We start from the raw sequence: 20,705 nt of genomic DNA on the forward strand, positions 1-20,705 counted from the left end.
CACACTACTTGGGCTTGCGATAGCTGTTGATGATCGCCGAGAAGTCCTTGCCCCCTTCCCCACGCTGGCTCATCGATTGGTACAACTGCTGGGCCACGGCGCCCAGGATGACGGGTTGCTTGGCCTGGCGCGCGGCCTCGGTAGCCAGGCCCAGGTCCTTGAGCATCAGGTCGGCGCCGAAACCGCCGGTGTAGCCACGGGACGACGGTGCAGTTTCGATCACGCCCGGCCATGGGTTGTAGGTGTCGGAACTCCAGCAGCGCCCGGTGGAGCTGTTGATGATGCCGGCCAGCACCTGGGTGTCGATGCCCAGCGCGTCGCCCAGCGCCATGGCTTCGCTGACGCCGACCATGCTGATCCCCAACAGCAGGTTGTTGCAGATCTTGGCGATTTGCCCGGTGCCCACTTCACCGCAGTGCACGATGTTACGGCCCATCTGCGCCAGCACCGGCTGCAGGGTGGCGAACAGTTCCGGGGTGGCGCCAACCATGAAGGTCAACGTCCCGGCAGCGGCGCCGCCCGTGCCGCCGGAGACCGGAGCGTCGGCTACCACTACACCTTGCTTGGCCGCCGCAGCCGCTACGTCACGGATGGTTTGCGGGTCGATGGTGCTGCAATCCACCGCCGGTACACCTTTGCCGATGCCGGCCAAAACGCCGTCTTCGTTCAGCCACACGCTGCGCACATGTGCCGCCGCCGGCAGCATGGTAATCACCAACTCAGCATCTTTCGCCGCACCGCGTGGTGAATCGCTGACAGTGCCGCCCAGTTCGGCCAGTTCCTTGAGAACCGTCTGGTTCAAGTCGAACAGGTTCAGCGCATGGCCGGCCTTGATCAGGTTGCGGGCCATGGGCGCGCCCATGTTACCCAAGCCGATAAATGCAATCTTCATGGTCGTCTCCCGGAATCAGCGCAGGTTGATGGTGGTGTTGACGCCATCGTTGACCGTGTCGTCATCGAACCAGCGGCTGGTGACGGTTTTGGTCTGCGTGTAGAACTGCACCACTTGCTTGCCGTACGGGCCCAGGTCACCGAGCTTGGAACCGCGCGAACCGGTGAAGCTGAAGAACGGCACCGGCACCGGGATCGGGATGTTGATGCCGACCTGGCCTACATCGATTTCGCTCTGGAATTTACGCGCCGCCGCACCGCTCTGGGTGAACAGGCCGGTACCGTTGCCGAACGGGTTGGCGTTGACCAGCGCGATGGCCTCATCGAGGGTCGCCACTTCCAATACCACCAGCACCGGGCCGAAGATTTCCTGGGTGTAGATCTGCATGGAGGGGGTCACGCCCGAGAACAGGGTCGGACCGACAAAGTTGCCTTGCTCGAAACCCGGCACCTTGATGTCGCGGCCATCCAGCTCGAGCTTGGCGCCTTCTTTCACACCGCTTTCGATCAGCTCCAGGATACGTGCCTTGGCGCGTTTGGAAATCACCGGACCCACATCGGTACCGGCTTCGCTGCCCGCGTTGACCTTGAGCTTTTGCGCGAGCGCCTTGAGGTCCGGCAGCCATTGCTTGGACGCGCCCACCAGCACCACCACCGAGGTGGCCATGCAGCGCTGGCCCGCCGCGCCGAAACCGGCACCGACCAAAGCATTGAGGGTGTGTTCGCGGTTGGCATCCGGCAGCACCACGGCGTGGTTCTTGGCGCCCATCATCGATTGCACGCGCTTGCCGTGCTTGCCAGCCAGGTCATACACGTGGGTGCCCACGGCGGTCGAGCCGACGAAGGACACGGCCTTGATGTCTTTGTGGGTGCACAGCGCATCCACCACATCCTTGCCGCCGTGTACCACGTTGAGCACGCCAGCCGGCACGCCAGCTTCCAGCGCCAGCTCGACCAGCAGCATCGTCGACAGCGGGTCCTGCTCGGACGGCTTGAGCACGAAAGTGTTACCGCAGGCGATGGCCATCGGGAACATCCACAGCGGGATCATCGCCGGGAAGTTGAACGGAGTAATGCCGGCGCACACACCGATGGGTTGGCGCAGGGTGTAGGTGTCGACGCCACCAGCGACGTTCTCAGCGAATTCGCCCATTTGCAGGGTGCCGATGGAGCAGGCGTGTTCCACCACTTCCAGGCCACGGAAAATATCGCCCTCGGCATCGGCAATGGTCTTGCCCTGCTCGTTGCTGAGCACCACGGCAATGCGCTTGGAATGTTCGCGGATCAAGGCTTGCAGCTTGAGCATGATGCGCATGCGCGCGCCGATCGGCGTCAGCTTCCAGGTCTGGAAGGCGCGGTGGGCAGCGTCGATGGCAGCGTTGACTTCATCGGCAGTGGCGAACGGGACTTTGGCCAGTACCTCTTGGGTGGCCGGGTTGACGATGTCTTGCCACTCGGTGGTCTTGGACTCGACCCACTCGCCGTTGATCAGCAACTTGACCTGTTGCACGGAAATATCGGCAGATGCGTTCATGTGGTCTCCAATCTTATATTTATGCAGAGACAAGGCGCGTAACCGCCTTGGGAAATGAGGCGTTCGGACTGTTTTTGGAGTATAGATGTGCAAATCTCTAATAAGAACGCACATAAAAGCCGGACCAATATGCAAAAAAACATCACGTCCCTGGGCTCCCTGAACTGGGATGACCTGAAGTTTTTCCTCGAAGTGGCCCGCACCCGCAAGGCCAGCGTGGCCGCCAAGCGCCTGGCGGTGGACTACACCACCGTGTCGCGGCGCATCAGCTCACTGGAAGTGTCCCTCGGCACCCTGCTGTTCGAAAAATCCCGGACCAACGGTTTCGTGCTGACCACCGAGGGCCAGCGTTTGCTGGGCTATGCCGAGTCCATCGAAAGCACCCTGCACATGGCCTGCGAACAAGTCTCAGGCTCCGGCGTGGCGCTGTCCGGCCATGTGCGCATGGGCTGCACCGAAGGGTTCGGCAGCTTCTTCGTCACCCCGCAACTGAGCCACTTCGTCGACACCTACCCGGCCATCTCAGTGGACATCCTGCCCCTGCCCCACTTCATCAGCCTGTCCAAGCGCGAAGCCGACATCGTCATCGCCCTGGAACGCCCGGAACACGGGCCGTATGTGTGCTGCAAACTGTGCGACTACAAATTGCAGCTGTACGCGACCCAGGAATACCTCGACCAACACCCGCCCATCCGCAAACCCACGGATTTGGCCGAACATCCGTTTATCAGCTATGTGGATGACTTGGCGTTCAGCTCGGAGCTGCTGTACCTGGCCAACGTAGTGCCCGGCGCCAGCGCCAGTCTGCGCAGTACCAGCGTGATCGCGCAGTACGTGGCGGCGCAGCAAGGGCGGTCGATGGCGATACTGCCGTGTTTTCTGGCGGCGCAGGATCCAAGGTTGTTGCCGGTGCTGGGGGAGCAGATTGCGATTACGCGGCAGTTCTGGATGTATTGCCGGGAGGATTTGCGGAAGTTGAAGCGGATTACATTGCTGTGGGACTACATCAGGGAAGTGACGGAGCAGAATCAGGGGTTGTTGATGGGGGAGACCAGGGAGATCAGGTTCGCCAGTCAGTAAGTCTGCAAGGACTCAGGTGGGCAAATCCTAACGAGGTCTGGGAGGGTTTGCCAGAGGTTTGTAACCCGAATTGGTCCTTGGGTTGTAACAGCGCAGGGCGTTCTTGGGGACTACTAAGCAGGACTTACAGAGGCGTGCAGGTGCACGATAAGGACCCCATGCGCAAGAGGGTCAGGGGGGGGAACTGGCGGCGTAAGACAGCTGAGGTGGTCATTCAGATTTTTCTGTCAGATTCTCAAAGGGACCATGAAATCATTTTATGAACCAACTGAATGGAGCACCATCTTCAGAGCCGAACGCCATCCAATTGATTAGGACATCCTTAGGGTCGGTTATTAGCCTCTCAGCCTGTGAGTCCCATTCAAAAGCTGTTTCTTGGAGTAGCCCGGCGCCGCTAAAAACTTTCAGAGCCCCAAAACAATAATCCGTCCAAGCCCCAGGAGGTCCGGTACGACCTCGAACGAACACCTCCTCTGTCCGCGCACTCCACGCGTATTGAATTGTCGTGTATTCATCTATATCAAGCACATCCTGTAACGTCAGAACGCCAAGTGGTATAGACAGGGCACCCGCAGGGGAGACACCAGCATAAATTTGCCCCTGCACCAGTGCCACTACCACCTCTTTAACCGCGTTATTACTATTAAACCAAATCTCCACCTGCGTTTCTTCGTAGCGGTATTGGCAGCTATTCCCGAAGTGATAACTTGGAGCGCCGAGCCACTCAATGACCCGTTCATAAGGCACGTACTGCTCAATACGGTCAAAAAGATTGTTAGGTGTTTTAGAGTGCTCCACGACAATATCCGCTTGCTCAAGCCCCTCCTCTGATGAAAAGACGGCTATCCGCTCTCTTGTCAGCGCTTCGTATCTCAGATTAACCATGAGTGGGCGGACGGAGCCGCCTTCCCAACGCTGGGACTCTCTGGAAGACTCCATATTTCGAAAGTTTTCCCACGCAGCTTGTGAGTGAAGCAATGCTTGACGCATCTGCTCATCCATTCCTCTCAGCTTCGATCCAATGATTGCTGAAAGCTCATCATCCGCCTGTGCTGCTTTTTGACCGGACAGTTCATTCAGTTCAGCCTGAGATAACTCCCGGCTGTCTCTATCAAAAAGATCCCCGCCATCATTACCTACAGCTTCAAAGTCAGAAACAAGTTTTTGGGCCACTATTGTGTAGGTCTGCGCCTGAATGATTGCGCTATCCGCCACGTGTCCTAAAGCATGGGCTCGAAGAGCATCAAGATCAGCCATGGTCTTGCCTGTCTTGTTTAGCTTTTCCTGTAAATCGACCAACTTATGATATTGGTCCAGCTTTTCACTTTCAGGCTTGCCTTCTAATTTGCGTCGCAAAACATATTCAATAAAACGGAATACTCCATAACCAATAGGCAACAGCAGGACCGTAAACAACGGCTCTTGAAGAACTGCATTGATCATAGGGACTGAAAGATCACTGGGGGAGGCCATGATTTGGCTCTGCCTTCCTTGGGAGGGTCGTACGATGAGGCTACCTTATTACCTGGGTTTGGCACAGTCTCAGCGGATCAGAAAGTCACACGCCACTGTCTAGAGAATCCGGCGCGATTCAGAGGAAGTTGAAGCGGATTACGTTGCTGTGGGACAGCATCAGGGAAGTGACGGAGCAGAATCAAGGGTTGTTGATGGGGGAGACACGGGAGACCAGGTTTGCGGATTAAAGGGCCATCAACGATGATTCGCTTTAATTTGCAGGACGTTTCCTAGAGAATCTCCGGCCTATTGTGCCTTAGGGTTCGAGTCATTAGCCTCCGTACTTCGCTGACATCAGCGAACGGGTTTAGCGACCCGAACCCGGACACAGCCTCCAACGGCAAGCTCTTCAGGCTCGTCGTTGTCGTGTTATGGCGGCTGTGCGTGGGAGACCTTCGGGTCTGCCGGGTCCTGGGTCCGGTTCGCTAACCTGCGTACAGCTGCCACTCTTTCATGTATAGCGACATGAGTGGGTGGCTCCCTAAACTCCCAGGTATAGATCATGACTAAAATCGTCCCCGATCCACCGCTCTCCTCCATCACCACACTCGGCGTCGTCACCTTCGGGGACTACGGCGAAAACGAAAAACCCCTGTTCCGCGTCAACGCCGGCATGCCAATTGAGGAAGCGTTAGAGCACGCTTCCACCCTGCTTTTCTACTCCAAGAAACTCGCGATGGAAGCCGCCATGGATGTACGCGGCGAGCAATACGCGTGGGCCGCGCATTACCTGTGTGAGATGGGCAAAGCCGTGGTCGATGACCTGACGCAAGCGATGACACCGGGCCGTTAAGCGAACACCGTTCGAATGCGGGAGGAGCCCTGCTCCTCCCAACATTTAAACGGCGGTAGTCCCGGCTATTTGTGGATACCGAGCCCGAACTTCGCGCAGGAACTCACCCGCACGGGTCTTGAGCCATTCAATCAGACGCGCAATATCCGGCTCTGACTGCCGCCCATTTCGACAAATGATGTAGTAGGCCGCTGGGGACATCATCACGGGGCTTTTCAACGCAACCAATGCACCGTTTTCCAATTGGTCATACACCAACGCAGTCCTGCCCAGCGCAATCCCTGTGCCCTTTACCGCCAGACTGATCGCCAGGCTCGAATCCGGAAATCGAGGCCCATGGTGATAAGGCGGCGTTGGCAGGCCCTGAAACGCAAACCAGCTTTCCCACCCCGGACACACCTGATCGTCCACCCGATGAATCAGCGGGTATTGGGCCACATCCCCCGGCGCGATATCCCCCTTCAACCCTAGAAATTCCGGCGAGCAAACGGGGAACACCGCGTCACGCATCAGCAGTTCAACATGATGATCCGGGTAATCGCCATACCCCATCACCACCGCGACATCGTATTGATGCGCTTCCAGACTGATGCGGTTGATGTCAGCACTGGTCAACACCAGATCAAGGTTGAATGAGGCCTCAGTGTGAGAGCCGTGCATCCTGGGGATCAGCCATGTCGAGCAGAGCGAGGACGTGCATGAGAGGTACAGCGGTCGGGACTTTGCGGGGTTGAGTGAATGCAAGACCCCATCCAGCGCCTTGAAAAATCCGTCGGTGACCGGCAACAAAGCCTGCCCTGCGGACGTCAGCTTGACCCCGCGCGAATGCCGCTCAAACAACTGCACGCCCCACCATTCCTCCAGGCCTGCAATTTGATGGCTGATGGCGCTGGCGGTGAGGTTAAGCTGCGACGCCGCACGCGCAAAGCTACCGGTTTGCGCAGCGCTGACGAACGCTTGAAGCATCGGAGTGGGAGGCGGACGCTGGGCCATCAGGTGCTCACTTTGATCAAGATGATCCCGCAAACAATGACGAATGCCGACAGCATCCGTCGCCAACCGAACTGTTCGTGAAAGAACAGCGCGGCAATAATGGCGCCGATAATAACACTGGTTTCCCGCAGCGCTGAGACCTTGGCCACCGCGTCCAGCGACAACGCAAACAACACCAATCCGTAAGACGCCAGGTAAAAAACACCGCCCAACAGGCCGACTCGCCAATGCCCACGTATCGCACGCATCAAGGCCAAACGCTCCCTGGAAAACGCCAGCACCGGGATCGGAATGCTCTGGAATACCGTCAGGTAGATGATGTATTGCAACACCGTTTCACTGGCTCTCACGCCTTTGGCGTCCACCACCGTGTAAGCCGCGATAAACGCCCCGGCACACACCGCCATCAGGATCGGCTTGAGCATCTGCGCCGTCATCCTGCGCACAAAGGTCAGGCTGATAATGCCTACACAAATCAACACCACACCCGCCAGCGCCTCGCGTGACAACTGCTCATGCGACAGAAAGTAGGAAAATAACGCGACCAGTACCGGCGGTATCCCACGCATCACCGGGTACACCTGCCCGAAATCTCCCGTTTCGTAGGCTTTGATCAGAAATAGCCGATAGACCGTATTGAGTCCCACGGAGACGAGGATGTAGCCCCACACCTCCAGGCTCGGCACGCTGACAAACGGCAACGCCAAAAGGCATATCACCAGGGCGGTGCCATCCACCATGGCCAAGGTCATGAAGCGACTGCTGCCGGCGCGGACGACAGCGTTCCAAGTGGCGTGCATGAAGGCTGAGATCAAGACCAGCGTGATCGCGATATCGGAGTTGTCCATGGGGCTCGGCTTATGGCGGATAGTAGAGGATGTACGCTATGGGCATCGAGGTATCATTGTTTACGCAACCACATCCGTAGCATGTAGCGATTCAGATCGCTCAAAGACTCAGCATCATCTATCGCACAGCGTGGCGTATTCCTGTCAATGAAGTGCGTGCGAGTATGAAGAAACTTATTATCGGCCGAAATAAGTACCTGCCCTGGTTCCAGCAACACTCGCTGCTGAACGGATGACTGATCGAGAACAGTATCCAGAAAGTCCAGCGCTTGACATTGAGCCACCGTTAACGGTACTCCCGCCTTGATGTGGGCGGATTCAATGTAGACCCGAAAGTATCTGATCAGTGGAATGCCTTCATTGGAAAAACTCAGAATGGGCGCCTTGAAAAGCTGCTCTTCATCTGACATACCGCGGTTTTCAAAAAAGAAGTTGCATTTAAGCTCTTCCAATATTTCTGGAAACGCCATCAGCTCCGCGTATACCGCGCTTGCATCAATCAGGATGCTCTCGCCGCCCAAAAGCGCTTGCTGTCCGCAAGCCAGGATCAAGTAATCGATAGGTAGCGGATCGCTCACTCCATCGTTGTGTACGTAAGCACCTTGACGGGTTTGATGATATCTCGCCCCCTCCTCAATACTCTTACCGCCTCTGTCATAAACCTCAATCACCTTGTGACCCAGATGATTCTGTACCATGGGTACGCCGAGTAGCGAACCAAATGTCCATATCAGTGATTTAAAGGTCTCAAGTTTCTCGACCTTAAAACCATCAAGAATCAAGACATGGCATTCATGGTCGATCATGGTTCGGATTCTATCTAGCTCCTCACCCAAGACGGATGATTGTAGAGAATTGATGTAGGCAGTCTTGGTATCGAATCGAGCCCCCTGACTTTCAGAGTCTAGCAACTCTCTTGCGCTCAAAAGTTCATCGAAGGCAAATTTTGAAAGTCTAACTTTGGAAACTGCTTGCCGGAAATCACTGACGTTTATGTTCATCGCAATCCTTTACGGTGCTTGGTTGAAGCGTTCATTTAACTAAGCCCACCATTTGCGAGAAAGCGAAACCTCGTCAGCCTAGCCATCAAAATTCGACATGGCAGAGCTTTCCTACGGAGAAATTACTTAGCAAACGCTGTTTCATGCACACCGCAAAACCAACTGTGGGAGCTGGCTTGCCGGCGATGGCTGTGTGTCAGCCAGTACATCCGGTACTGAGACACCGCTATCGCAGGCAAGCCAGCTCCCACAGTTGATTGGGTTTCACATTGAGATTGGCGGGACGGGTTCAGTCCGCAATCACCACAATCGACACCCGCCGATTCTCCGTGCGCCCCGCCACCGTGGTGTTCGGTGCCACCGGCTCGCTGCTGCCCAGCCCGCGCAGCTGGATGTTCTCTTCCTTCATGCCCACACCGGTCAACACCGTCGCCACGCTTTTTGCGCGGCGCAGGGACAGTTGCTGGTTGTAGGTTTCCTTGCCCGACGCATCGGTGTGGCCGTCGACGCGGACGCGTTCGATGCCGACGCCCAGCAGGGCCTTGCCGATGCGCTGGACGATCTCGGTGCTGGGTGGGTTGAGCATCTCGACGTCGCTGCCGAACAGCACTTTGCCGGACAGGCCGAATGCCCAGCCTTCGTCGGTCAACTCAAAACCTTGCTGCTTGAGGACCGCCACTTGCGCCGGGGTCAAGCCTTTGGGTGGAGGCGTCTGGCAGCCGCCGAGGGCAAGCAGTGAAACCAGAAGGGTGATGAACATGAAACGCGCGGTCGAGAACAAGGGATCAACTCCTGTGGTGAACGTTGGCGGCCGAGGGCTCCGACTCTGCCGTTTGCTGGCCGCCCGAGGACAAGCGCTTGGCCTGGTACATCGCCGCGTCGGCGGCATTGAGCAAGGTACCGGGCGTAGAACCATGATCGGGGTAGATGGCGATGCCGATACTGAGGGAGGTCAATACCTGTGTGTTGCCAGGCACAGGGATCGGCAGGTCCATGCTGGCGATGATCTTGTTGGCGATGCGCTGGGCGTCTTCGACCTTGTGCAGCGGCGCCAGCAAGATGGCGAACTCATCACCGCCCAGGCGCGCCACCAGGTCATCTTCACGCAGTTGCGCACGCACACGCTCGGCGACAGCCACGAGGACGGCATCGCCGGCGGCGTGGCCAAAGCTGTCATTGATCTCTTTGAAACGGTCGCTGTCGAGATAAAGCACCGCCACCTGTTCCTTGGCCTTGGCCGCATTGCGCAGGGTACGGATCAACCGGCCTTCGAAGAACGCGCGATTGGGCAGGCCGGTGAGGCTGTCATGGTTGGCCTGATGGGCGAGGGATTCATTTTCGCTTTGCAGGTGGCTTTGCCAGGCTTCCATTTCGCCAAGCAAGGCGTTGAAGTCACTGCCCAGGCTGTCGAGTTCGGCGATTTGTGCCGGCGGCACGCGGCGGTCGAAATCACGCTCGCTGCGGGCGGCGTGGGCCACGGCGGCGAGGCTTTGCAACGGGCCGGTGATGCCGCGCAACAAGCGTCGCGCCAGGTGCAGGGCCACCCACGCGCTGAGAGCGGTGCAAATCAGGATCCCGGCCAGGCCGCTGAGCAGGAAGCGCAGCAGGCTGCCGCCGTGACCGGTGAGATGAATGCTGCCGATGGCTTGCCCCTGGTGAAGGATCGGCTGGCTGATGGGTTGTTCGAGCAGGGTATGCGCCAGCTCCAGTTCAACCCGCGAGAGCATGCCGGTCTCCGGGCGTATCCACTGCGCCAGCAACTTGCCATTGGCATCGAAGACTTCGGCCTGGGCCACCTCTTCGGTGGAAGCAATCAGGCTGAGGGCTTCAGTGGCTGCCGCACTGTCGTTGAACACCACCGCCGCTTCCACGGTGTAGTTGATGGAGCGTGCGATCAGGTGCAAGTTGTGTTCGGCATAGACCCGCAGCGCAAGTACACCGAGCAGGGTCAGTGAGACGCTCGCCAGGGTCACCGCCACCAATGCCAGGATCAAGTGCCCGCGGCCGATGACGGAGCGCAGGGTCGGTCGCACCTTAGCCGCTCTCATGACGCAGGCGCTCGGCGGCGAGACAACTGCAGCACGCTGGGGTGAATGCGTACACCGCTACGGGCGACAGAGTCGAGGTTGACCTCGAAGGACACCTGCTCATCCCCCACGCGCAGACAGAACAGGCTGCCCACCGTGCACTGGTCGCCGCCTTCACTGATGCTGAGCACCGGGTGACCGATCAACGAGGTAAACAGCTGGCTGCGCTCATCGGCACTGAGTTTGCCGATGTACACCGCATCGCACGCGTTGACGATATCAGGATGGCTGGCCAGCAGGCGCTGCACCACGACCGGACGGCCGGTGGCCTGGGTGGTGCCTTTGATCAGGTCATCGGTGTATTGGGTCGGGCCGACGATGCACAGGCGCAATTGCGCAGGCTCGACCGGCCAGCGCGCATAACTGAGGATACCGAGCACCACCTGGGTAACCGCCTGGGCACGATGGGCGGCAAGGCCTGTGGGGTCGGGCGCCTGGGCGAAGGCGTGTGGCGCGAGCACACACAGGACCGCCACCAGCAACATGCGCCTCCAACTCAAACTGCGCTCTGTGGGCGAGACAGCCACGTTCATGCAGCGATTCTCTCAGGTGTTTTTCAAATGATGCCGCAACGATAGCACAGCGGCGGAAAACCCCGCGAAGACGGGGCTTCGCGGGGGCCGCTATTTTTTCAGAAAAATCAGACGCCTGAATCAGAAATATGCATGACTTGTCAGTCAGTTTTTTCAGGCTCGTGACCCAGCTCCAGCATCAACCCGCTCAAGCGCTTGACCTTGCGCCTTACCGCTTCTTCAAACACGCCGCCACGGGGCTCGATCAGGCTGAACCAGCGCTTGGCCCGGGTGATGCCGGTGTAGATCAATTCCTTGGTGAGCACCGGGTTCAAGGCATCCGGCAGGATCAGCGCGGTATGGGTGAACTCCGAGCCCTGGGATTTGTGCACGGTCATGGCGTACACGGTTTCCACATCATTCAGGCGGCTGGGCAGCACAAAACGCACACCGCCCTGGCCGTCGTTGCGCGGGAAGGCCACGCGCAGCACCTGGGGGCCGCCGTCGCTTTCGGGCAATTTCAGCGCGATGCCGATATCGCCGTTCATCAGGCCCAGGCCGTAGTCGTTGCGGGTCATCAGCACCGGGCGACCTTCGTACCACTGCTCGTCGCCTTCGATCAGCCGCACCTTGCGCAAGGCGGCAGTGATGCGCTGGTTCAGGCCTTCCACCCCCCAGGGGCCTTTGCGCACCGCGCAAAGCAGTTGGAAGGCATCGAAGGCTTGCAGCAGTTGTTGCGCCCAGTGGGTCCACGCGGGATCTTCACGTGGGGTGTCGGGCCCGGGCCTCGCGCTTTGCAGCAGGTTGAGGTAGTAACGATAACCTTGGGCGCCGTCACTGCCCTGCCCGTCCAGGACCAGACGCTCGAGGGCGTGGTCGTGCTCGCCCTTGAGGCTGACGCAGAACAGGTCACTGTGGCTGCGCGCCGTCAGCAGCTTGCGGGCTTCCTCAGCGTGTTGCTGGTTGACCCAACGCGCCAGTTGACCAATGCCACTGCCTTCGCCGAAACGTCGCGAGTAACGCAGCATCACCACTTGCTGGGCCAGGGGATGGCTGCCGTCGAGGTCTGCCTGCAGGCCGCTGGTGCCGAGGTCTTCGCCACTGACGGCTTGCAGCCATTGGCGGGTCTCGGCGCTGTAGAAGCCGGCTTCGGCGTCGCGGCACAAGTCACCGAGTACGGCACCCGCCTCTACCGACGCCAGTTGGTCCTTGTCGCCCAGCAGCACAAGCCGTGCATGGGGCGGCAAGGCGTCGAGCAGGTTGGCCATCATTTCCAGGTCAATCATCGAGGCTTCGTCCACCACCAGCACATCCAGGGGCAACGGGTTGCCGAGGTGATGACGAAAATGCCGCGTGCCCGGACGACTGCCGAGCAAGCGGTGAACGGTGGTGACCTGAGTCGGGATTTTTTCCTTCACGTTGTCCGGCACTTTCAGCGACAGCACTTGCTGGCTGATGGACTCGGTGAGACGTGCAGCGGCCTTGCCAGTGGGCGCAGCCAGGCGAATACGCAATGGGCTGCCAGCTTCCACCGCCGGCGCCTGCAACAACGCGAGCAGGCGCACCACGGTGGTGGTCTTACCGGTGCCGGGACCGCCGGTGACGATACTGAATGCACCACGAGTAGCCAGGGCGCAGGCGAGCTTTTGCCAGTCGATCACGCCGTCAGGCGGCGGTTGGTCGAACAGGCTGTCAAGGCGCTGCGGCAAATCGGCGGCGACGCTTTCCTGGGTGGCGAGCCGCAGGCGCAAGGCGGTGTCGATGCGTCGCTCGTAGGTCCAGTAGCGGCGCAGGTACAGGCGCTTGCCGGACAGGACCAATGGGCGACTCTGGGCGGCTTCGCTGCCATCAACGGCCAACGCGACCAGATGGCTGGCGGCCAGCGCGTGGCACCAGTGGGCGCCGTCGAGGCCGTCGAGCAACTGCGACGGCAGCAGCATGGCGCCGGTTTGCAGGTCGCCTTCGGGCGGCAACGACAGGGCGAAGTCCGGAGCCTTGAGGGTTTCGAACAGGTCGAGGCAGACGTGGCCATGGCCCAACTGATGGCTGGTCAGCGCAGCGGCCAGCAGCACCAGCGGGTCAGCGTGCGGATCAAGTTCGTGCAGGAAGCCGACGAAAGCTTTGTCCAGAGCGCGCAACCAACCACGATCCACCCAACGCTCCAACAGTTGCACCAGGTCGGCGGCGCGGCTGAGGGGCATCAGTTCCTCCAGCGGTAACGGCGACAGGCTCATAACAGCACTCCTTGTTCCCAGGCGGGCTCAACCTTGGGCGGGATGGACTTGCCCTGGAACATCAGGTCCAGGCCTTCGATCAAGTCCCGTGGCGGCCGGGTGAAATAAGCCCCCTGGCTTGCGGACTGGGTGCCGCGCAGGAAAATGTACAGCGCGCCGCCGATATGGCGGTCGTAGTCGTAGTCCGGCAGGCGCGCCTTGAGTTGGCGATGCAGGGCCAGCAGGTAAAGCACGTATTGCAGGTCGTAGCGATGCTCGAGGATCGACTGTTCCATGGCATCAAAGGTGTAGGCCGAATCGTCGGGGCCGAGCCAGTTGGACTTGTAATCCGCCACGTAATAGCGGCCGTCATGTTCGAAGGTCAAATCGATAAACCCCTTGAACATACCGTTGAGCAGCACGGGTTCGGCGGCGACGCGGGAAACGCCGTTGTGGGTGTATTGGCACACCCGTTTATCGAGGGCAAGTACGTCGACTTTGTGGCTGGCGAACCAGAATTCCATCTCGATCTGGTACTGCTGCAAACCGCTGAGGGAAACGTGACCGTTATCCACGGGCAATGGCGTTTTCAGCAGGTGGCCAAGCCAACTGCTCAGGGTGATGATCCAGCCTTCCCAGTTGCGCCGATTGCAGCGGGCGCCCACGGCTTTTTCGATGGCCTCGGGCGTGACGTTGAAGCCATCCTCGCCTGCCCATTCCAACAGCCCGTGGAGGAAGGTCCCTGGATTAGGGCCGCGTGGGAAACGGTGAATATCGCCGCCGGACGCTGCCACTTCGCGGGGGGCATCAGGGTCGAGGCGCTCGTCATCGAACAGCTTCTGGGCCTGCGGGCTTTCCGGCGCTTCGAGGTTGGCGGCGCTCATGCTGTCGCCGATGCGCAACGCGCTGTAGGAGGCAATCCACCAGTTTTCCGCAGCCTTGCGCTTGGGCAGCAACGGCGCTCGCAGCGTGGCTTCGTTGCGGGGTGGGTGGAAGACGATGTCTTGCGCTTCGGGCACCTGGCCGTAGTCGATGGCGGAGCAACCTGCTTGCAGGTCCAACAGCCAGCGTGCCAGGCCGGCAGACTCTACCAGCGACGCGCCAGCACCGAGCAAATAGCCCAGCGCCGAAAGGTGCAGCACAGAGCTATTGCTATTACCACGCTTGAGGTCGGCGATGCCCAGCCAGCACGCATGCTTGGCACGGGTCAGTGCTACATATAACAGTCGCAGGTCTTCGGCCAGGCGCTCGTTATCGGCCTGGGCGATCAACTCAGGCGTAGGACGCAGGCTGACGTGGGATTTGCCGTATTCATCGTGGTAGTGCAGCGGCAACCGGCTGCCATCCACCGGTTTGGTCGAGCAGATGAAAGGCAGGAAAACCAGGTCGTACTCAAGGCCTTTTGACTTGTGGATGGTCACCACCTTGACCAGTTGCTCATCACTTTCCAGGCGCAGGATTTGTTCCTCACCCGCTTGCCCTGAGAGCGCCAGGTGTTCGGCCAGGTGGCGGATCAGTGCCTGCTCGCCGTCCAGTTCCGATGCGGCCTGTTGCAGCAATTCGCTGAGGTGCAGCAGGTTGGTCAGCACACGTTCGCCATCAGTGCGGGCGATCAGGGTTTGCGGCAGTTTGAAGTCGTGCAGCAGACGGCGCAGCATCGGCAGCACGCCTTGGGTACGCCAGATCGCGCGGTAGCCACGGAACTGCATGACGCGGCTTTCCCACGCCAGTTCATCCTGGTTCAGACGCTCCAACTCCGGCAGCGACAGGTTCAAGGTGACGCAGGCCAAGGCGGCGCGCAGCGGGCGCTCGACATCCGGTTCGGCACAGGCCTTGAGCCAGGCGAGCAGGTCGTGGGCTTCCTGGGCAGCGAAAACTGAGTCCTTGTCGGAGAGGTATACGCTACGTACGCCACGGGCGGCCAATTCGGCGCGTACGGCGTGGGCTTCCTTGCCGTCGCGCACGAGGATGGCAATGTTTGACGGAAGCACGCCTTTGAAGCTTGCGTCCGGCTGCAGGAAGCCGGCGGTGCCCAGTTGTCCGCCGTTGAGCCATTCAACAATGTGCGTGGCACAGGCGGCGGCCAATTGCTGGCGATAAACCGCGTTGGACACCGGCTGGTCGGTGGGCAAGTGCCAGAGGTTCATGGCCGGTAGCGTTTGCCCCTTAACCTGCAATTGTTCCTTCCGGCCCTGGGACAGCACCGAGTGGAAAGGCACCGGGTTTTCCCCATTGGGTTCGCGAAACAGGAACGCACCGCGACCTGTTTCTGCACGCTGGAACACGTGGTTCACCGCCTCGACCATCGCATGGCTGGAGCGGAAGTTGGTGCCCAGTGTGTGGTGACGGCCGGTAGTGGATTGTCGGGCGCGCAGGTAGGTGTAGATGTCGGCGCCACGGAAGGCGTAGATCGCTTGCTTGGGGTCGCCGATCAGGAACAGGCCGCTGTCGAGGTGGTTTTCTTCGATGCGGTAGATGCTGTCGAAGATGCTGTATTGCACCGGGTCGGTGTCCTGGAACTCGTCGATCAAGGCCACCGGGAATTGCTCGCGAATCACACTGGCCAGACGCTCGCCGCCTTCGGTTTGCAGGGCGGCGTTAAGGCGGATGAGCATGTCGTCGAAGCCCATTTCGGCGCGACGACGCTTTTCTTCTTCAAAGCGTTGGCCCACCCAGCCGGCGGCGTGTTGCAATACGGCAGCATCCGGGGTTGGTAGCGCATCAAGAGCTGCCTTGAGGCCGACCATGGCGTCGATACCGGGATGCTGCGGCGGTTCGCCTTTCCAGGCTTCGGCCATGCCGTCGGGCGTCAGGCGGCTGAAGCCGGTGCCGATGTCGAGTTGCTCAAGGGTGTCGTCAGCGGCCCAGGCGCTGATCTTTTCGAACCAGGGTTCGAAGTAACGCGCTTGCATTTTGCGGCCGTCGACGGCTTTGGCGGCCACGGCTTGCAGGCAGATATCGCGCAGCTCGACAGCCCATTGTTGCCAAGGGGCTTTGAGTGTTTTCAGCGCTTCGCGGCGTTCTTGCAGACAGGCGTTGATCAGCTCGGCGGGCTCGCGGGACTCACCAGCAGGCCGCTCACTGCCAAATAGCGCGCGTACCCGTGGCATCAGCGCGGCGGGGCCACCCCAGTTGTTGCGTACCCAGTTGAGCGCATCGTCGTGCATCGGGTAGCAGAACAGCCGCCAGTAATCGCGCAACACCTCACCGAGCAGGTCGCTGTGGTCGGTTTCCAGGGTCTGGGTGAACAGGCTGCCGCTGTCGAACGCGTGTTCGCGCAGCATGCGCTGGCACCAACTGTGAATGGTCGAGACGGCGGCTTCGTCCATCCACTGGGCGGCGATGTCCAGGCGGTTGGCGCAGGCGGGCCATTGTTCGGCTGGGTAGTCGGCGCGCAGATCGGCGATGAGGGTGTCAGGCTGTTCAATTTCTTCGCGGAAAAAGCGTGCGGCTTCAGCCAGACGGATGCGAATCCGTTCGCGCAGCTCCTTGGTGGCTGCGTCGGTGAAGGTCACCACCAGGATTTGCGGCGGCAGCAATTCGCGGCCGAAGCCTGCTTCTTCTCCACCGTGGCCGAGGACCAGACGCAGGTAGAGGGCGGAGATAGTGAATGTCTTGCCGGTGCCGGCGCTGGCTTCAATCAGCTGGCTGCCTTTGAGCGGGAAGGCCAGAGCCAAGGGTTTGCTGGTCATGCGCCGGTCTCCTCGCCTGTGAGTGATCGCCATGGGGCGTTGAGCAGCGGGCGATACAGGGTCTCGCACCAACCTTCGAATTCTTCGCTGGCGATGAGTGTGGCGTAGTCGGGAAATTGCCGAGTGAGCGCCGGGGTTTCGCGACGCTCGCCATCGGTGGTCAGGCCATCGCCTTCGTAGGCTTTACTGGCGGCCGCCTGAGCTTTGGCGGGATCGGTTTGGCTGAGCCAGGCAAAAGCCGTCTTGACGGCGACGGGCAACGGTTTACTCATTCCGACATGCCAGGCGAGCAGCAGGTTGCCGAGGATTTCCTGGGCATTAGCCTTATCCAGCGGTGGCAGGAGCAGGGTGTCATCGCTGGCCACCAAACCGGTGCTTAATGGCAGGCCGCAGGCGCAGGCGACCACGTGATTGACCCAGGGACGAATCAGGCGGTGCCACTTGCGGGTCTTGATCGAGCCAATGCTGTTGGGAATGGTGGTGACGCTTAGCAACCCGCCATCACTGCGTCGATGCAGCCCGCTGATCCAGCCTTCCAACTGAACACCATGATGCTCAAAAGTGACCGGCTCGGCCCCAGTGTGCGGGGTGGGCCATAGGGCCAGCAGTTGCTGGTAGCGTTGCAGCAGACCGGGCAACGGCTCGATTAATTCGTTGCGCAGGCATTCGCCGAAACCCACCATCGGCAACAGGCCACTGCCTTGCAGGCGCAGGGCCTGCGCGCTTAGGGCCTGGTCGAGATGATCGGGATGAGTAAGTGCAGCGTTGAGCAGGCTGTCGCTCAGGCTGTAGCGTTGCAGTGCGTCGAGAACGAAGGGTTCTTCGTCAGCCAGCGGCACTTCGGCGGCGTCGAAAAACACTTTCAGCCGTTGGCTGAAGAAGTGTTTGACCGGGTTGCGCAGGAAGTCCTGGAGCTGGCCGAGGCTCAGGGGTTCTTCCTGTTGGTGCGGCGTCAGGTCGTGTTCTGTTGGGAGGGCATCGGATGCTTCGTGCAGCAACTGCCACTCACGGGCATAGCTGAACAGTGAATCGCCCTCATGGAAATAGCGGGCACTGAACGGTTGCAGCGGATGCTCTTGTGTCATGGCTTCGATCAGCGGTCTGTCACTGCTTGCAAGGTGCCAGCCACTGGCGAGATGGTCGCGTAGTTGGCCGATCAGTACAGAGGCCGGGCGGTCGCTGTTGTCACGGATGCTGCGGCCGACCCAACTGATGTAGAGCTGGTCACGCGCCGAAAGCAGGGCTTCGAGCAGCAGGTAGCGGTCGTCTTCACGGCGCGAACGGTCGCCGGGGCGGTAGTCGCTGCCCATCAGGTCGAAGTCCAGCGGTGGTTGCGCACGCGGGTAATCGCCGTCGTTCATGCCGAGCAGGCAAACCAGTTTGAACGGGATCGCACGCATGGGCATCAGGGTACAAAAATTGACCGCTCCAGCGAGGAAACGCTGGGACAGGCGACCTTGGTCGAGGCCGGCCAGCCATGCTTCACGGACTACAGTCAGGGGTAACGCGGCCTGCAGGCCCACGGACTCGCAGGTTTCCAACCAGGTTTCTCTAAGTTGTTCGAGTTGGCTCAGCAAGTAATCGTCGTGTTCGCTGCTGGGTAGGAAGAACAGTTGCATCAGGCGTTGCAGGCGTTCGCCCCACTCGTTGGGCGAAGCGGGTTGCGACAGGGCCTGATGGGCGTCGTTGAGGGCGTCGAGCAATGCGACCAGCGGGCCAATCAGCGCGGCGTCGAGGCCTCCGATTTCATCATAGGGCTCGATGCCGTCACACGCGGCGCCGGTGCCCACGGCGTAACCGAGCAACATGCGGCGCAAGCCGAAACGCCAACTGTTTTGTTCCAGCTCTGTTGGCAGGCCGAGGCCGGCACGTTGCTCGGCGTTGAGCCCCCAACGGATGCCGGCGCCTTCTATCCAGCGGTGCAACGTGGGCAGGTCGCGCTCCTTGATGGCGAAACGTTCGCGTAGGGCCGGAACATCAAGCAGGTCGAGGATTTCGCTGACGGGGAAGCGGCTGTCGGGGAGTTTCAGCAAGTGTTCGACGGCGATGAGCAGAGGGTCGCGACCGCGCTGGCCTTGGTCGGTCAGGGTGAACGGGATGAAACGTGGGTCGTTGCGCTCAAGCTGGCCGAACACAGCGCGGATGTGCGGCGCGTAACTATCGACGTCGGGGACCATGACGATGATGTCCCGAGGACGCAGCGTGGGGTCGGCACTGAAACGCTGGAGCAATTGGTCGTGGAGGATTTCCACTTCGCGTTGGGCGCTGTGGGCAATGTGGAAGCGGATTGAGGTATCGCGGTCCAGATCGACAGCAGGCCATAGCTCGCGGGTTTCGTTGAGTGGGCGCAGTTCGAGGATATCGTCCTGGAGCTGATTGAGCAGTGTGGTGGGCTCGCTGTCGCTGAACAGGTCGATGCGGCCATCGCGGAATGCGGCGCGGTAGCTGTTGGGGTCGTCATAGCTATCCAGCAAACTGATGTAGTCACGGCCTTGTTTGCCCCAGGCAGCCAATAATGGATGGGCATGCTGATGCAGGGTTTGTGGGTCGATGGTGACCGGCATGCCTGCTTTGCGCGCCTGGCGCTTGTATTCGTTACGCAACAAGTCTTTGTCGGCGACGATGTCGGACCAATGGTGGCGACAAGGATTGTGTACGCATAGCAAGACTTGGCTGAATCGCGCGAGACCGGCGAGGGCTTCAAGCGCCTGTGCCGGCAACGAGGAAATTCCAAAAACGATGACTCGGGATGGCAAGCCTGGTGGGGCGCTCTCAAGGGAGTTGATACGCTCGATGAAGCGCTGGTGAACACCGGCACGGCTTTCCGCCATGCCTTCTTCACCTACATCCAACAGCAATGCGCGCCACAGTTCGGCTTGCCAGCAGTTGGCCGGGTTGAGGGGCTTGGATTCACCTCGGCCGTTACGCAATTGGTGGCGGCCGGCAGCCCAGTCTTCCAGCCAGTCGGCGCGGTAAACCTGGTATTGGTCGAACAAGTCAGCCAGCCGCTCAGCGAGTTGGTAGCGTTTGCGCAGGTCGGTGTCGTGAGTGAGGAAGCGCTGCAGCGGTTCGAAGTGCGGCTGATCGATAAGCTCCGGAAGCAGGCGCATCAGGCGCCAAGTCAGTGGGGCCTTATCGAGCAGAGACTTAGGCGGAATTTCATCGCGGCCCAAGACCATGCGATAGAGCTGCCACATGAAGCTGCCGGGCAATTGCACATCGATAGCGGCGGCGATTCCACAACCGCCCATGTCGTCATCTTCCGGATCTTCAGCCAGGGCCAGCTTCAGCCACTGGGCAATGCCGTTGCTTTGTACCAGGGCGATTTCGTTTTCCAGGGGAGCCAGGGGATAACGGCGCATCCAGCTGACCACCAGGCTGCGCAGTTCGTCCAGGCGGTTGCCGTGAACTACCATGAATCCAGCACTGAGGGACGTCGCATCCGGCATAACGGCTTCCTTGGGAAAAGCAAAATCGAGGGTGCGACTTTAGCACTGTGGGCGATTATTGGCGGAACTGGGATGTTAGATGTCTTTTCGACCGTCC

General features: G+C 59.9%; 14 protein-coding genes and 1 pseudogene. 3 read left to right on the top strand and 12 right to left on the bottom strand.

What is annotated here, in order from left to right; all coding sequences use genetic code 11:
* Positions 1–4: 4 nt before the first annotated feature.
* Positions 5–892, bottom strand: coding sequence for a 3-hydroxyisobutyrate dehydrogenase (gene mmsB / locus BM70_RS0129745; RefSeq protein ID WP_025859397.1), 888 nt, complete (start codon positions 890–892; stop codon positions 5–7).
* Positions 893–907: 15 nt separating this feature from the next.
* Entirely contained in the window at positions 908–2,425 is a 1,518-nt protein-coding gene (locus BM70_RS0129750) for a CoA-acylating methylmalonate-semialdehyde dehydrogenase (RefSeq protein ID WP_015885874.1), read from the bottom strand.
* 129 nt (positions 2,426–2,554) lie between these two features.
* Here BM70_RS0129750 and BM70_RS0129755 point away from each other — a divergent pair, with 129 nt between their 5' ends.
* Entirely contained in the window at positions 2,555–3,505 is a 951-nt protein-coding gene (locus BM70_RS0129755) for a LysR family transcriptional regulator (protein WP_025859398.1), read from the top strand.
* 252 nt (positions 3,506–3,757) lie between these two features.
* On the opposite strand, the gene BM70_RS0129760 is transcribed toward BM70_RS0129755, so the two are convergent.
* Positions 3,758–4,978, bottom strand: a complete 1,221-nt coding sequence (locus BM70_RS0129760) for a lysozyme inhibitor LprI family protein (protein WP_025859399.1) — start codon at positions 4,976–4,978, stop codon at positions 3,758–3,760.
* 122 nt (positions 4,979–5,100) lie between these two features.
* On the opposite strand from BM70_RS0129760, the pseudogene BM70_RS33770 reads away from it, so the two are divergent.
* Together BM70_RS33770 and BM70_RS0129765 are read left to right on the top strand one after the other, a co-directional pair.
* Positions 5,101–5,208 (top strand): annotated as a pseudogene (locus tag BM70_RS33770) (LysR family transcriptional regulator); the annotation flags it as partial.
* A gap of 314 nt (positions 5,209–5,522) precedes the next feature.
* Entirely contained in the window at positions 5,523–5,813 is a 291-nt protein-coding gene (locus tag BM70_RS0129765) for a DUF3077 domain-containing protein (RefSeq protein ID WP_025859400.1), read from the top strand.
* Positions 5,814–5,858: 45 nt separating this feature from the next.
* On the opposite strand, the gene BM70_RS0129770 is transcribed toward BM70_RS0129765, so the two are convergent.
* The 9 genes from BM70_RS0129770 to recC all read right to left on the bottom strand — a co-directional run bounded on the left by BM70_RS0129770 (position 5,859) and on the right by recC (position 20,608).
* Positions 5,859–6,806: a LysR substrate-binding domain-containing protein gene (locus BM70_RS0129770; protein ID WP_025859401.1), complete on the bottom strand. Its 948-nt coding sequence runs from the start codon at positions 6,804–6,806 to the stop codon at positions 5,859–5,861.
* On the bottom strand, positions 6,806–7,654 hold the full coding sequence (locus BM70_RS0129775) for an EamA family transporter (protein ID WP_025859402.1): 849 nt from the start codon (positions 7,652–7,654) through the stop codon (positions 6,806–6,808). Before BM70_RS0129775 ends, BM70_RS0129770 begins: the two co-directional genes overlap by 1 nt.
* Before the next feature lie 53 nt (positions 7,655–7,707).
* On the bottom strand, positions 7,708–8,655 hold the full coding sequence (locus tag BM70_RS0129780; RefSeq protein ID WP_025859403.1) for a TauD/TfdA family dioxygenase: 948 nt from the start codon (positions 8,653–8,655) through the stop codon (positions 7,708–7,710).
* Positions 8,656–8,944: 289 nt separating this feature from the next.
* The gene (locus BM70_RS0129785) at positions 8,945–9,436 is read right to left on the bottom strand and encodes an OmpA family protein (RefSeq protein ID WP_025859404.1); all 492 of its coding nucleotides are present in this window, start codon (positions 9,434–9,436) and stop codon (positions 8,945–8,947) included.
* Positions 9,437–9,440: 4 nt separating this feature from the next.
* On the bottom strand, positions 9,441–10,703 hold the full coding sequence (locus tag BM70_RS0129790; protein WP_025859405.1) for a diguanylate cyclase domain-containing protein: 1,263 nt from the start codon (positions 10,701–10,703) through the stop codon (positions 9,441–9,443).
* Entirely contained in the window at positions 10,700–11,275 is a 576-nt protein-coding gene (locus BM70_RS0129795) for a YfiR family protein (RefSeq protein ID WP_025859406.1), read from the bottom strand. Before BM70_RS0129795 ends, BM70_RS0129790 begins: the two co-directional genes overlap by 4 nt.
* Before the next feature lie 140 nt (positions 11,276–11,415).
* A complete protein-coding gene (gene recD, locus BM70_RS0129800; protein WP_025859407.1) occupies positions 11,416–13,488 on the bottom strand; it encodes an exodeoxyribonuclease V subunit alpha in 2,073 nt (690 codons plus the stop codon).
* The gene (recB, locus tag BM70_RS0129805; RefSeq protein ID WP_025859408.1) at positions 13,485–17,159 is read right to left on the bottom strand and encodes an exodeoxyribonuclease V subunit beta; all 3,675 of its coding nucleotides are present in this window, start codon (positions 17,157–17,159) and stop codon (positions 13,485–13,487) included. The genes recD and recB overlap by 4 nt, the downstream gene beginning before the upstream one ends.
* Complete coding sequence (gene recC / locus BM70_RS0129810) at positions 17,156–20,608, bottom strand: exodeoxyribonuclease V subunit gamma (protein WP_025859409.1); 3,453 nt, start codon at positions 20,606–20,608, stop codon at positions 17,156–17,158. The genes recB and recC overlap by 4 nt, the downstream gene beginning before the upstream one ends.
* Between the last annotated feature and the right edge of the window lie 97 nt (positions 20,609–20,705).

The organism is Pseudomonas sp. CHM02 (genome assembly GCF_000612585.1).
Classification (GTDB): domain Bacteria; phylum Pseudomonadota; class Gammaproteobacteria; order Pseudomonadales; family Pseudomonadaceae; genus Aquipseudomonas.